We start from the raw sequence: 12,941 nt of genomic DNA on the forward strand, positions 1-12,941 counted from the left end.
CTGGCCGACACAGCTTGGCTCAAGCTCGTACCTATTATCTGTCCCCGTTCGGCTTACTCTCCGAGCCTGCCACTCGTTCAGCACGCTGGTCACCGAAAACAATCGTTTTCCGCGGGCGTCCTCTTAGCTCGGTGAAATTTTTGCCAGCGGCTTCTGGGCACCCGCTTTCTCCGCCGCCAGATGCATCGTTCCCATGCGTGTGGAGTTTGACGCTTTGTGGCGGCGTTCTGTGATCGCACGGTGTCGCAGACAGGGCACAGTGTTGGCCTGCCCGAGGAACCATGCGGCCTTGCCGACACTCTGACACGAGGCCCAGTCGAGGTCCTCGACATCCGTGATCGTCAGACCTACCAGCGTGAGGGGCGGGAGCGTGAAGACATCGGCCGGTCGAGACCGGCCGATGTCTTCACGCGGCGGCGGGGCGCGCTGCCCGGGGTGGACCAAGACGATCCTCGTCCGCAACATCCTTACGGAGCGGTGACACAAGTAGACGTCAGTTGGCGTGCTCGTCCGGCGCGCTGTCCTCGGGCTGGACGGTCCATGCGGGAGGCTCGTCCTTACCGGTCGCTTCGTCTTGTTCTGCCTTGTCGCTGGTTCTCTGGGTGATGCCAGGTGCGTGGTGCACCGGGGCATAAATCGCGTAGAGGCGCAGCGGTTCGTCGCCAGTGTTGATCACGTCATGCCAGGTGCCGGCGGGGACCTGGACAGACCACCCATCCGAGACGTTTTGCTCGAAGTCGAGCCGGTCCTTGGCCGGGCCCATGACGGCCCTGCCCTGTCCGGCATCGAGGCGCAGGAACTGATCGGTGTTCTGGTGGACCTCCAGGCCGATGGACTCCCCGACCGGGATAGACATCAGCGTGACCTGCAAATACTTCCCGGTCCACGCCACGCTGCGGTAGTTCTCGTTCCGCCGGGTGGCCTCTTCGATGTCGAACGCGTTCGGGCGGGGCCCGATGTCGTTGATGGTCATTGTGTTCTCCTTTTGTGCTCGGACTTCGAGTCCAAGTCAGCATCATCTTTCGGGGGGAGTCAAGGGTGGGTGGGTTTCGGCGAACCTCGTGGAGGCGAGGAGAGCGAGTACGACGCCGGCCCCAGCGACGACGAGGACGCCGCTTAGTCCGGCTGCAGTGGCGCCCATGGTGGCGACCAGGGCACCGGCGAGCCCGGTGCCGATGGCGATGCCGGCCTGGTTGCCGAGCTCCATCTGCGATGAGGCGCGCCCGACCGTGCCAGCGGCATCATCGCGGACGGCGATGGAGTTGATCGTGAAACCGAGACCGGCGCCGAGCCCGGCGATGATCCAGCCCACGGCGGCGACGGGGACGGGGACGGTGGTGAGGATCACGGCACCGATCACCGTCAAACCCGCGATGACGAGAATCGCTCCGAGGCGCGCGACGCCCCCCTTGGTCATGCCCCACTTCAGGAGCCGGGCGGGGGCATAGGCGCCGGCGGTCCACCCGATGATGCCTGCGGTCAGGACGATCCCGGCGAGTGTAGCGCTGATCCCTCGCACGCTGGTAAGGGCGAGCGGAATGAACAGGTCTGCGGTGAAGAACGCCATGGACAAGGCGGCTGCGAACACCACATTCGCCGGGAGCCCTCGACGCGCGGTGAGCGTCCCGGCAGGCAGAACCCGCCGGAAGTGCGTGCGCGCCCTGACCTCGAGCTCGCGGAGGTTGCGGCTGACGCGTTCGATACGTAATTCAGTACAGGCGTATCGAGGTGGCTGCACCACTGGGCGCCGATTTGTGGGCGCGAAAAAGCCCCCCGACGCAGGTCGCGTCGAGGGGCAGGTGAGTACGATCCGGTCGTGACTTCGTCTGATCTTCACGAGGCCTTTCCGACTGCTCGGTCTGCGGGCTGAGCTGCCGATACCGGAGGGCGCCCGGGAGGGTCACACGCCGACGCGCGGCGGGTGGTGAGACGGTCAGTGATGACTCAGTTGTAAAGCATGCCGCCGTCGACGAGAAGCACCTGGCCGGTGACGTAGTCCGAGTCGGGGCCGGCGAAGAACGACACGACCTTCGCGACGTCCTCGGGGGTCTCGATGCGGCCGAGCGCGATGCCCTCCACGTTTTCCTTGAGGTTCTGGCCGAGTGGCTTGCCGTTGATCTTGCTGAGCTCGGCGTCGATGAGTTCCCACATGCCGGTGCCGACGATGCCGGGCGCGTAAGCGTTCACCGTGATGCCCTTCGGAGCGAGCTCCTGCGCGGCCGCCTGGGTGAAGCCGCGAACGGCGAACTTCGAGGCCGAATACGCGCTGAGGATGGGGAACCCCTGGATCGACGCGATGGATGCCGCGGAGATGATCTTTCCACCGTGACCGAGCTGTTCGAACTTCGCTGCGGCCGCCTGGATGCCCCAGACCACGCTGTCGACGTTGATCCGGAAGATCTGATCGAGCTCTTCGGCGGTGATCTCGAGTACGGGCTTGATCTGGGCGATGCCGGCGTTGTTGACGATCACATCGAACCCGCCGAGCTGTTCGGCGGCTGCGTCGACAGCGGCAACGACCTGGTCGCGCTTCGACACGTCCGCAGCGACGAAGACCGCTTTTCGGCCCAGCTGCTCGATCTCGGCGACGACCGAATCACCCTTCTCGCGCTGCGGCTCGATGTCCGCGACGGCGATGTCAAAACCGTCGGCGGCGAGACGAAGCGCGATGCCGCGCCCGATCCCCTGCCCGGCTCCGGTGACCAATGCGACCTTATCCTGAATAGCCATTCTCGTACTCCTTCTCAAACGCGAACGGGCGCCCAGCAGATTCGATGTTCGCGGGCCTGGCGCGTCGTACAGTGCAGGGCCAGCAGAAGTGGCTGCCCGTCTCCCACTTCAACATGGCGAATCGATTTGTATTCCCTGGCGCTCCTGACGTGCCAGGGTCACGCCATGAACGGCATGAGTTCGGGAGGCATGGTCACAAAGGGCCGCATCATATCGCGATCCTCGTGCTCGAGGATGTGGCAGTGGTACATGTAGCGGCCGCTGTAGGCGTGGAACCGGACGGCGATCTCGACGATTTCGTGGGGGTTGACGCGGACTGTGTCTTTGAGCCCGCGCTCGTTGGCGTCGATGACGTGGTCGAGCTCGTCGTCGGGGTCGCGACCGAGAGTGATCCGCGCGCTGAGGTCGAGATCGCCGATGCCGTCGTCGGGGATCTCCCAGCCGATGGGCCGGCGCGCGAGGACCTGGAAGGGATCGAGGTGGATGTGGATGGGGTGCGTGTCATCGGTGAGGTTGATGAGCTGCCAGATCTCGTACTGGCCGAGCATCGGGAAGAACTTGGCGGTGTCCTCGAAGTGGGCGGCAACCGCGCGGTAGCGCGTCGTGTGGTCGCCGTCGGTGAGGGTGATCAGCGGACCGGTCGTCTCGTCCTCGTCGTCGACAACGGCGAGCTCACGCATGGTCAGCATGTTGGGTACGTCCTCGAACTCGCGCTCGACAAGCGCGATGGCACGCCGCGGCGCCGCGTCCAGCTCCTCGGGTTTTGGCAGGGCGAAGTCGGTCGCCAGTTCGCGGGGCACCGGACGGTGCGCGACCGGGCCCGGGACGACACGGAAACGCATGACCTGGGGGTACGGCAGCAGCGCGTCGAGATCCGCGGCATCGGCGGCATCAGCGGCGGGAAAGGGCGCGCCATCGAACGGAGCGCCGGCGGTGTTGTAGAGCGTGAGCTCGGTGCCCGGTTGAAGGTCCGAGAAGTCGACGAGCAGGTCGGCGCGCTCGGCTGAGGCGAGGACCAGCCCGTCGGGTGGCAGCGCGACGGGCTCGCGGAGTAGGCCCGAGTCGGTGCCGATCTGAGTGATGCGATCGAATTCGGGCACGCCGTCTCGCAGCAGCACGAGCCGGAAGGTGCGGGCGTTGGAGCCGTTGAGCACGCGGAAGCGGTACGTGGCGGGCTGGACGTCGAGGATAGGCCAGACTTTGCCGTTGACGACCGTGAACGGCGCGAAGGCCTCCATCACCCCAGGGTCGGTCTTGTGCACCAGCTGGCCGGTCAGCCGACCGCCCTCGTCGAGTCCGAAGTTACGGTCCTGCAGCAGCAGCGGCACCTCGTACGGTGGTCCCTCGGGCAGCCCGAGGTCACGTTCGCGCTGGTCGCGGATGATCCACAGTCCCGCCAGCCCGGCGTATACGTCGAACCGAGTGACGCCCATCACGTGGTCGTGGTACCAGAGCAGCGTCGCGCGTTGGTCCATCGGGTAGTCAAATACGGCGAGCTGGCCGGGTGCGAAGAGGTTCTCGGTCCAGCCGTCGTACACGGCCGGTGTCAGGCCACCGTGCAGGTGCACGACCGAGTGTCCCGTCAGCGCCGCGGCGTGCGGGTCCGGCGTGCCGCCGCTCAGACCGGGACTGCACTGCACAGGCACACCGTCGGCGTCGACCTCGTCGCCGGCCATCGTTACGATGACGGGCAGCCCGCCGTCAAGCTCGTTGCGCCACTCGACGCGGACCGGGTGGCCGCGCTCAGCCTCGATCGTCGGGCCTGGGAGCGTGCCGTCGTAGCCCCACACACGCGACCGGGGCAGATCGCGATGGAAGCTGTGCGAGCCGGTACGGATCCGCACCGTCAGACGGCCGTTGTGATCGCGCGCGAGCAGGCGCTCGGGCAACGGCAGAACGTCGACGAACGGCGTCAGAGGCATGCGGTGCGCGGCGGCCATGCGCTACACGCTACCAGCCCGCCCGACGTGTCGTGGGACTATGCACACACGGGTATAACGGACGGAGTTCCGCGCGCAGACGCGAGCGTCGAACAGAGGTCTTGCGGATGTCGCGGGCGCGGTCTAGATTCCCGGGTATGAGCGCTGGGGAGCGGATCTACTCGGCGGTGTTGCACCGGGACAAGCGGGCCGAGCAGGAGCTCGATCCTGAGGTGCGACGCAATCTCGCGCCCAATGGACTTCGACTGGTGGCCGCCAACGCGCTCCAGTCCTCGGGCGATCAGATCGTCAACGCCTCGACCGTGCTGCCGTGGCTGTTCAACGCCCTCGGCGTTCCCGTGGCGCTGACGGGCCTACTGGTGCCGATCCGCGAGTCGCTCTCGATGCTCCCGCAGGCGTTCCTCACGCCACTCATCGTCCGTGTGCGGTTCCGCAAGTGGGTGTTCATCTCCGGCGCTCTGGTGCAGGCCGCTTCGGCGGGAGTGATCGCCGGAACCGCCGCGCTCGGGCAGGGCCTGGTCGCCGGGGTCGTGATCCTGGTCGGGCTGGCGGCGTTCGCGCTGGGGCGGTGCCTGTGCTCGATCGCCTCCAAGGACGTCCAAGGGAGGACCATACCCAAGGGCGAACGCGGGCAGATCAACGGGCTGGCGACCACGGCGTCCGGAGTGGTGGCCATCACCCTGGGCCTGGGCATCCGGATTCTCGGCGGCGAGGACTTGGCGGCCGAACAGCTCGCGTGGCTGCTGGCGGCAGGTGCCGCACTCTGGGTGCTGGTGGCGGCAGTGTACGTCGGCATTCGCGAACCATCCGAAGAACCTGTCGGCGCCGGCCGCGTCGAGAAAGATGTTGGCCCCGGGCCGAACTGGTTCGCAGAGACCATCGCACTCTTGCGCGGCGACCGCGACTTCCGCCGCTTCGTCGGGGTGCGCAGTCTCCTGCTCGTCTCCTCACTCGCCCCGCCGTTCGTGGTGGCCCTGTCCATCGCCTCCGGAGCGGGCGGACTGTCGGGGCTCGGCGGGTTCATCCTGGCCTCCGGGGTCGCCGCCCTGATCGGCGGCAGGATCTTCGGCCGATGGGCCGACCGCTCCAGCAGGAACGTGATGACGTTCGGCGCTGCCGCGGCATCCGCGATCATCGTGGCGCTCGTGGTGCTCGTCGCGCTCCCCGTCTTCGCAGGAGCATCGCTGGCAGGCAATCTGGTCTTCGTCGCCGCCTACTTCCTGCTGACGCTGACACACACGGGCGTGCGCGTCGGTCGCAAGACCTATGTGATCGACATGGCCGAGGGCGACCAGCGCACCACCTACGTGGCGGTGTCGAACACCGCCATGGGGTTCGTCCTGCTCATCGTCGGCGCGATCAGCGCGCTGCTGGCGACCCTCGCCCTGCAGTGGGCGCTGCTGTTCCTGGCCGCGATGGGCACGGTGGGGGTGGTCGCCTCTCGACGACTACCGGATGTCTCCAGGCGCTGACAATGGATACATGGTCCACTTCTCTGATCCCCTGCTCGAAGCCATGGCGACTCGGCGCTCGCTGGGCAAAGTGGGACCGGAGACGCCGACCGATGCGGAGCTCATGCACCTGCTCGCCGCAGCGACCCCGGTAGCCGACCACAAGTCCCTTCGCCCGTGGCGGCTCATCACACTCCGTGGCGAGGACCGCACCCGACTCGGCGAGGCACTGGACGCCGCCGGCAGCGTCGACCGCGAACCTGGGGAGCGCAACCCCAAGCCCTTCCGCGCGGAGCTGCTCATCGCCCTGGTCGCCAGCCCTCGAGAACACCCCGACGTGCCCGAATGGGAACAGCACGCCACCGCCGCCGGCGTCGGCCACCTGCTCCAACTGGCCCTCTGGCAGGCCGGCTGGGGCGTCAAATGGCGCACGGGACACCTGGCCAACTCGCCCGAAGTACGGGCCGCGCACGGGCTGGCCGATCACGAACTGCTGATGGGCTGGCTGTACGTCGGCAGCATCGACGACGCCCTGCGGGACCGCCTGACGAGCTCGTCGCGCCCGATCCTCGACCCCGGGCCTCACTTCGGGCAGATGCCGCAGAGCCGTGACCGGGGTATCCGTGCGCGACGCATGAGAACTCCCTGAGCCAGAACCTACAGGATCGCGACTGCACGATGACAGTGAACCGGCGGCCCGCTGAGGGGTCGTCCACCGGTACAGGTGCGGACCATCCGGGTGAACGACCAGAACCCAGCAACTACCTAAGCCTTCGATTCCCGTAAGACTGTCCCGCAAAAATGCCCGGTGAAGGTGCCCTAAACGCTACAGTCGCCGCATGCTTGTCGGATACGCCCGCGTCTCAACCTCTGGGCAGGACCTCGCCGCGCAGCGGGACGGCCTCCACTCGCTCGGCGTCGATCCCGAGAACGTGCACGTCGACCACGGCATGACCGGAACGAACCGTGAACGCCCGGGGCTCCGCGAAGCGCTTGCCGCGGTCCGCAAAGGTGACGTCCTGGTCGTCACCAAGCTCGATCGCCTCGCAAGATCACTCCCCGACGCTCGTGATATCGCCGACGAGCTGACGCGCAAGGGCGTGACGCTGAAGCTCGGAGGTTCCGTCTACGACCCAACCGATCCCGTTCGGCGACTGCTGTTCAACGTCCTCGGGATGGTCGCGGAGTTCGAAGCCGACCTCATCCGTGCCCGCACGCGCGAGGGGATGGCGATAGCGAAGGCCGCGGGCAAGCTCCGCGGAAAGAAGCCCAAGCTCTCCGTCTCACAGGAGAAGCACCTGGTCGCGCTGCACCGTGCCGGCACGCACACCACGAGCGAAATCGCCGAGATCTTCGTTGTCGCACGCTCAACCGTGTACCGAGCGATCCGGCGCGGCGGAGCGAACCCACCCGCCGCCTGACGACACCGAGCGAAGCGAGAAGGACGACACCGAGCGAAGCTGCTCACATCGCTGGGCCCGAGCACGTCGCGGACAAAGGTGTCGGTGCTTCCCCGGGCTACCTCACCGCCGCACTGCACGCAGCCACCAACGTGACCCCATCGTGACGAGTGTGTCGCTGTGCGATCTGAACATCGCACAGCGACACACTCGACGAGATCGTAGTCCCAGGCGGGGAGCTTAGAGGCCAGGACGTCCAACTTCTCGATCGTGGGTTCGCTGAACAGTTTGCCGGCCAGAATCGCGGGTCACACCCCCCGCGATTGGGAGACACTCCCTAGGTGGCACTGGTCGCACAGGTCGCCTACTCGCCGCCGATTTGCTCGCAGACGGCCATGACGTCGCGATGCTCGTCCGCGAGCCCGCGAAAGCAGCAACCGTGGCTGACCGTGTCACCATTGCGGCGGGCGACATCCGGGATACGGCAGCGGTCGCCACAGCGATCAACGGTGCCGATGCCGTCGCCTCCGCGCTCGGCCCCGTCGTCAAAGACACCACTCTTCTGCGCGACACCGCGGCGATCGTGGTCCGCGCGATGGGCGATGCGCACGTGAGCCGGTACGTCGGCATTAGCGGCGCAGGTCTCACTCTTCCCGGGGATCGCAAAAGGAACCGGGACCGGATCATCTTTTGGCTACTAAACTCGCTCGGCGGCATGCTCGCGAAGGACAAGATCGCAGAGCGCGCGATCTGGCAACGCAGCGGTCTCGACTGGACGCTCGTTCGGGTCCCCGGCCTGGTCGACGGTGCTGCAAGAGAAGTCGACCACGACGCGCACCTGACGGGGCGTCGCACCACACTCCGTCGAAGCGACCTCGCCCGATTCATTACGGAAACCGTTGCCAACGGCGATTACTCACGCAGCTCACCGTTTGTCAGCGACCGCTAGGCGCCCAGCAAGTCCGACGATCGCGACTCGTCCGGCCCGGCGCTCGGTGGCTTCAGACGGATAGCGCATCGCGTGCTGCACGCCGTCAACCCCGGACGCCGAGGGCTACCCCGCGGTGACCGGGAAACGGCTGGGCGGAGCAGCCCTCAGCGTGCGGCCGCCAGCATGAGGGGGAATCGCCCGCGGCTTGTCGCGAGCCTCCCCAGGCCCGCAACCCTGACGCCAGCATGACACCCAACCGTGCTTACGACAAGGGCTTCTGGACGCCGCCCGGACGAGCTCAGTCATCACTGTTTCAGGCCTGGGGAAACGGACACATCTATAAGATTCCCGGATCGCCCGACTCGCCATCAGACCGATGGTGCGCCGACAGATAGTGGGTCACCGTCTCCCGGGGGCCGCTCGACTGTCTGTACAGCCTCGGCTTTTGTTAGATAGTTGGGATACAGCGACCGAGAGAAGCGTCCCAGGAGGGCTGCGGCCCCGTAAACGATCGTTTGCGGGGAATGGGCACCGAGTCGGCCCTGGCCGTGAGAAATACTGTTCTCGAGCGAGGCGACGCCACTTATCGCTGAGCTTGTCCTTTGATGACGCCTGCTGTTTTGCCGAGAAAGTTGGGTTTTCCGTCTGCCCCGAAGAAGGGGGAGTCGGATTGCGCGTCCCGGAACTGGGATCTGCTCTCAGACGCGCGGGCCTCGAGCGCTCCTCGGCCTGGTGGGATCATCGAGATAGAGCACTATCAAAATCGACACAGTGTTCCGGCTCATAGGAGGTCAGTGATGACTGCAAGATCGGAAGACTCTCAGCCTGGTCTTCGCCCTGACGAGCTTGGCGAGGCGGACTGCTGGGAACTACTCCGGACGACGCAACTCTGCCGGCTCGCCTTCACCGGAGCGGACGGATTTCCCGACATCCGACCGGTGAATCATCTCGCCGTCGACCGAACCATCTATATTCGGTCAGCGGTGGACTCGAAGTTCCTTGCGGTCGCTTCTCAGCCCCGAGTTGCGGTCGAGGTCGACGGTGTCGACGACGCGGATTTCTGGAGTGTGGTGGTCCGAGGAGTTGTGGAGCAGGTCACCAGCGAGGCCGAGCTGCACCGTGTGGGAGTTGAGCACTTCAAGTCGTGGACAGCGATGCCGAAGCTGTTCGTGCTGAAAGTTACCGCCAGCGAGATCACCGGCCGCCGGTTCCCGAAGGTCGCGCGCCCCACTCCCCCGGTCTACGCCGTGCCGGTCACGGAGACAGCGCGATCGCGACACCAAGAGCTCCGGGGTGAGCGGCCTGCCCCCATCCCTCACTTTCAGCCTCCGTCGCAATCGTGAGGGCATCGTCAAGAGTCACCCTGGCGCGTATGGACTTTTGGCCATAGTGGATTAGCTACAAGTCTATATCGGCGTGTTTGGCGCGTCTTTGTATCTGCACCCCAGAGGAGGTGCCGCGGCGATGCCGACCTGACAGAGTGGTGACGTCTCCCGACGGTGGGTTGCGCTTTCTCGCACTACCTCTGGGGAGTCGGTGAGCCGGGATCTGGGGATACCGGGAGCAGTTAGCGCGTGCCCTCCGCTTTGCGGAGTGAGATGTCGGGTCCCCCTCATACGCCCCCGCGCATGAGGGGGCTCGACTTTCCGCGAACCCCCTCCTGAAAGGGCCCGGAGACCTCCGCGAGCGCTGTGGTCCGTGCAGGGTCTCCGGTAGTGCCCGAGGAAGCTGGGACCCCCGGTATGCCGACGATAGACGGAGCGCAGAGCGCCGGAAGGGGGTTGATCCCTCGCGGGGCATCCGCTTGCGTCTCAGGAGAGCACTCGTCGTCGCAGAGCTGGTTCCGACCATTAGCGCGCAGCCGCCGTCCCGCGTGCTACTCGATTAGCTCCCCTGAAGACCCTGTCACACCTTCACCGCGCCACTCCTGGCTGAGAATGGTCTTGCGGGACCTCGGTGATGATGGGACTCTGGCTTCCCGTCTACGGCATCGATGGGGTGGTGCCTGACACCCTGGGCCGGGAACGGGAGGGCCTCATAGCAATCCGATGAGCACACCCCCGGCGGCACCGACGATCACGACCACCCACGGCGGGAGTTTGAAGGACACCAGCAGCACGAAGCAGACCACGGCAAGCGCGAACGGTGCGGGGCCGGTGATCGCGGTGGTGAAGACGGGTGAGTAGAGGGCGGCGGCGAGGATGCCGACGACGGCAGCGTTCGCGCCACGCATTACCGCTTGCGCCCACGCGTGTCGACGGAAGGTGTTCCAGAACGGCAGCACCCCAAGCAGGAGCAGGAACCCGGGGAGGAACACCGCGACCAGGGCGATGAGCGCGCCCCAGATCCCGCCAGGGCCATTGGTGGCCGTCGCGCCGAGGTATCCGGCGAAGGTGAACAAAGGTCCGGGGACGGCTTGGGCGACACCGTATCCGGCGAGGAACTGCGCGTTGGTAACCCATCCCGGATCGACCACCCCTGCCTGCAACAGCGGGAGCACGACATGCCCGCCACCGAATACCAGAGCGCCCGCGCGATAGAACGCGTCGAACAACGCCACCCCACCGGCACCAGTCGCCGCGGCGAGGATCGGACCACCGATCAGCAACGCAACAAACATCACAAGGCTGGCGATGCCGGCGGCGCGTCGCACCGGGAAGTGAAGCATGTCGGGGCGGTCTTCCACGCCCGCTCGGCAGAAGATTAGTCCACCGAGTGCGCCGATTAGTATCGCGACGACCTGCCCGATCGAACCGAACAAGACCATGGTGGTAAGGAGCGCAATCACTGCGATGCCCGCTCGAGGCTTGTCAGGGGTGAGTGTCTTCGCCATGCCCCAGACCGCCTGGGCGACAATCGCGACCGCAACGATCTTCAACCCGGTCAGCAGCCCATCGCCGATCGGGCCGGCGAACCAGGCCGCCCCATACGCGAACGCCACCATCAGCGCCGCGGACGGCAACGTGAACCCCACGAACGCAGCGATGGCGCCCCACCCACCAGCGCGCAGCAGCCCGACGCCGAACCCTACCTGGCTGGACGCGGGGCCGGGCAGGAACTGCGACAGCGCGACCAGGTCGGCGTACTCGCGGTCGTCCATCCATTTGCGGCGTTCCACGAACTCGGTGCGGAAATAGCCTAGGTGAGCGACCGGCCCACCGAACGAGGTGGTCCCCAGCTTGAGAAACACCCGGAACACTTCCCACACCGTGCTCCGGGCGGCGACTATCGAGGTCTGCGCCATCACTGCTCCTGTCCCCGGGATGAAGATTTCCAGCCCTGCGCAGAACCGCTCGGCTCAGCTCCTGGGCATTCGCTCACAACGCACAAGAACCGCGGACCCAGGATACCGACCGCACCACCACCTGGGCCGAATCAAACTGACACCCCTGGGCCAGTTCGAGTTGACATAGTCACCTCGGCCGCGTTCTACCGCAACCTCTCTGAGCTGATCGGTGATTACGAGTTCACGGAGAAGTCGACCAACAGTGGCCGCAACGGCGGATCCGTCCAGGTCGCCAAGCGCAGCGAACGGATCATGGACGTCAGCGATCTCGACTCCCTGTCGGTGGGCCGCATGATCGTCTTCGCGTCCGGCTCCCGCCCCACCCTCGTGCGGGCTCGGCCGTGGTTCAAGGACAAGCGTTTCCGCAAGCTCGTCGAGATGCGTCCGGAACGGGTGCATCGTGTGGTGGAGGTGAGCCAGGATGTCTGAGTTCGAGGATCGGACCGTCGACGTCGACGAGACGGACGGGCTGCAGCTGATGGTGTTGCGGGTGCCTCTGACGGAGGCGCCCGCTGAGCTGGTCGCGTGGGTGGAGGGCACGTTGCAGGACCGCCTCACGGGCGCCGGGAAGGCGGCGGAGACCCGCTGGTGCACCCGCTGGACCGAGCATCCGGACGCGGTGCATCGGCTCGCGGCGATGTACGACGAGTGGCAAGTGATGCTGGCCGGCGGCAAGGGAGCCCCGTCGCTGCACATGATGATCCGTGAGGTCCTCGACTACCACATGCCGTTTCTCACCAGCAAAGAGTTCGGCATCTTCGCCCAGTGCGGAGAATACGGGCACGAAAAACCCCGACGCGTTGATGCGTCGGTGAAGCAGTAATCGCATGCAAACCCATGGATAGCTTGACTTGCGATTGAATCTATTGGAGCTAATAGTTCTATTGTTCCTACTACCGTGAGTACCGTGAGGCTAGGACTCATAGACTGACATAAGGTAGATTATCGGAGAAAAAGCCCTGATCAGAAAGAATTTCAATGCACCAATACTGATTATTGGTAATCCGCCGCGACGACGCGGTATATCTCGTGCGGCGACGACGGGCGTATTCGAGAGAACGGCGACAGCGAGCGTCGCATCAGGATCGGCGAAGCTGAGACTCAAGTGTGACGCCGCCGGCGTCGGCGTCGCGGTCGGCTCATCGAGATTCACTCGGGCTCCGGTGGATGAGCGGCGTCCTTGAACTTTCGGAACTGCCTGTC

Annotated in this window: 12 protein-coding genes; 7 read left to right on the top strand and 5 right to left on the bottom strand. The window is 65.7% G+C overall.

Annotated features, from left to right (window positions below):
• Window positions 1–493: 493 nt before the first annotated feature.
• The 4 genes from ILP86_RS18760 to ILP86_RS18775 form a co-directional block, all read right to left on the bottom strand.
• Window positions 494–973 carry a cupin domain-containing protein gene (locus ILP86_RS18760; RefSeq protein WP_025104937.1) on the bottom strand — a complete coding sequence of 160 codons (480 nt, stop codon included), beginning with the start codon at window positions 971–973 and terminating at the stop codon, window positions 494–496.
• A 42-nt stretch (window positions 974–1,015) separates the two neighbouring features.
• Complete coding sequence (locus tag ILP86_RS18765; protein ID WP_193762654.1) at window positions 1,016–1,738, bottom strand: hypothetical protein; 723 nt, start codon at window positions 1,736–1,738, stop codon at window positions 1,016–1,018.
• Window positions 1,739–1,944: 206 nt separating this feature from the next.
• On the bottom strand, window positions 1,945–2,730 hold the full coding sequence (locus ILP86_RS18770; RefSeq protein WP_025104939.1) for an acetoin reductase: 786 nt from the start codon (window positions 2,728–2,730) through the stop codon (window positions 1,945–1,947).
• 158 nt (window positions 2,731–2,888) lie between these two features.
• Complete coding sequence (locus tag ILP86_RS18775) at window positions 2,889–4,670, bottom strand: multicopper oxidase family protein (RefSeq protein WP_193762655.1); 1,782 nt, start codon at window positions 4,668–4,670, stop codon at window positions 2,889–2,891.
• 137 nt (window positions 4,671–4,807) lie between these two features.
• On the opposite strand from ILP86_RS18775, the gene ILP86_RS18780 reads away from it, so the two are divergent.
• The 5 genes from ILP86_RS18780 (at window position 4,808) to ILP86_RS18800 (ending at window position 9,795) form a co-directional block, all read left to right on the top strand.
• Window positions 4,808–6,142 (top strand): MFS transporter, encoded by a 1,335-nt coding sequence (locus tag ILP86_RS18780; protein WP_193762656.1) that lies wholly within the window; start codon window positions 4,808–4,810, stop codon window positions 6,140–6,142.
• 10 nt (window positions 6,143–6,152) lie between these two features.
• A complete protein-coding gene (locus ILP86_RS18785) occupies window positions 6,153–6,770 on the top strand; it encodes a nitroreductase family protein (RefSeq protein WP_193762657.1) in 618 nt (205 codons plus the stop codon).
• Window positions 6,771–6,960: 190 nt separating this feature from the next.
• Window positions 6,961–7,542 (top strand): recombinase family protein, encoded by a 582-nt coding sequence (locus ILP86_RS18790; RefSeq protein WP_193762658.1) that lies wholly within the window; start codon window positions 6,961–6,963, stop codon window positions 7,540–7,542.
• A gap of 301 nt (window positions 7,543–7,843) precedes the next feature.
• A complete protein-coding gene (locus ILP86_RS18795) occupies window positions 7,844–8,470 on the top strand; it encodes an SDR family oxidoreductase (protein ID WP_308195883.1) in 627 nt (208 codons plus the stop codon).
• A gap of 779 nt (window positions 8,471–9,249) precedes the next feature.
• Window positions 9,250–9,795, top strand: coding sequence for a pyridoxamine 5'-phosphate oxidase family protein (locus ILP86_RS18800; RefSeq protein ID WP_193762660.1), 546 nt, complete (start codon window positions 9,250–9,252; stop codon window positions 9,793–9,795).
• Window positions 9,796–10,487: 692 nt separating this feature from the next.
• On the opposite strand, the gene chrA is transcribed toward ILP86_RS18800, so the two are convergent.
• Window positions 10,488–11,696 (bottom strand): chromate efflux transporter, encoded by a 1,209-nt coding sequence (gene chrA, locus ILP86_RS18805; RefSeq protein ID WP_193762661.1) that lies wholly within the window; start codon window positions 11,694–11,696, stop codon window positions 10,488–10,490.
• Between the two features lie 294 nt (window positions 11,697–11,990).
• On the opposite strand from chrA, the gene ILP86_RS18810 reads away from it, so the two are divergent.
• The gene (locus ILP86_RS18810) at window positions 11,991–12,167 is read left to right on the top strand and encodes a hypothetical protein (RefSeq protein WP_193762662.1); all 177 of its coding nucleotides are present in this window, start codon (window positions 11,991–11,993) and stop codon (window positions 12,165–12,167) included.
• Window positions 12,160–12,561 (top strand): DUF4913 domain-containing protein, encoded by a 402-nt coding sequence (locus tag ILP86_RS18815; protein ID WP_193762663.1) that lies wholly within the window; start codon window positions 12,160–12,162, stop codon window positions 12,559–12,561. The genes ILP86_RS18810 and ILP86_RS18815 overlap by 8 nt, the downstream gene beginning before the upstream one ends.
• The last annotated feature ends 380 nt before the right edge of the window (window positions 12,562–12,941 follow it).

The sequence above is a fragment of the Microbacterium sp. R1 genome (assembly GCF_015159725.1).
GTDB lineage: Bacteria > Actinomycetota > Actinomycetes > Actinomycetales > Microbacteriaceae > Microbacterium > Microbacterium oxydans.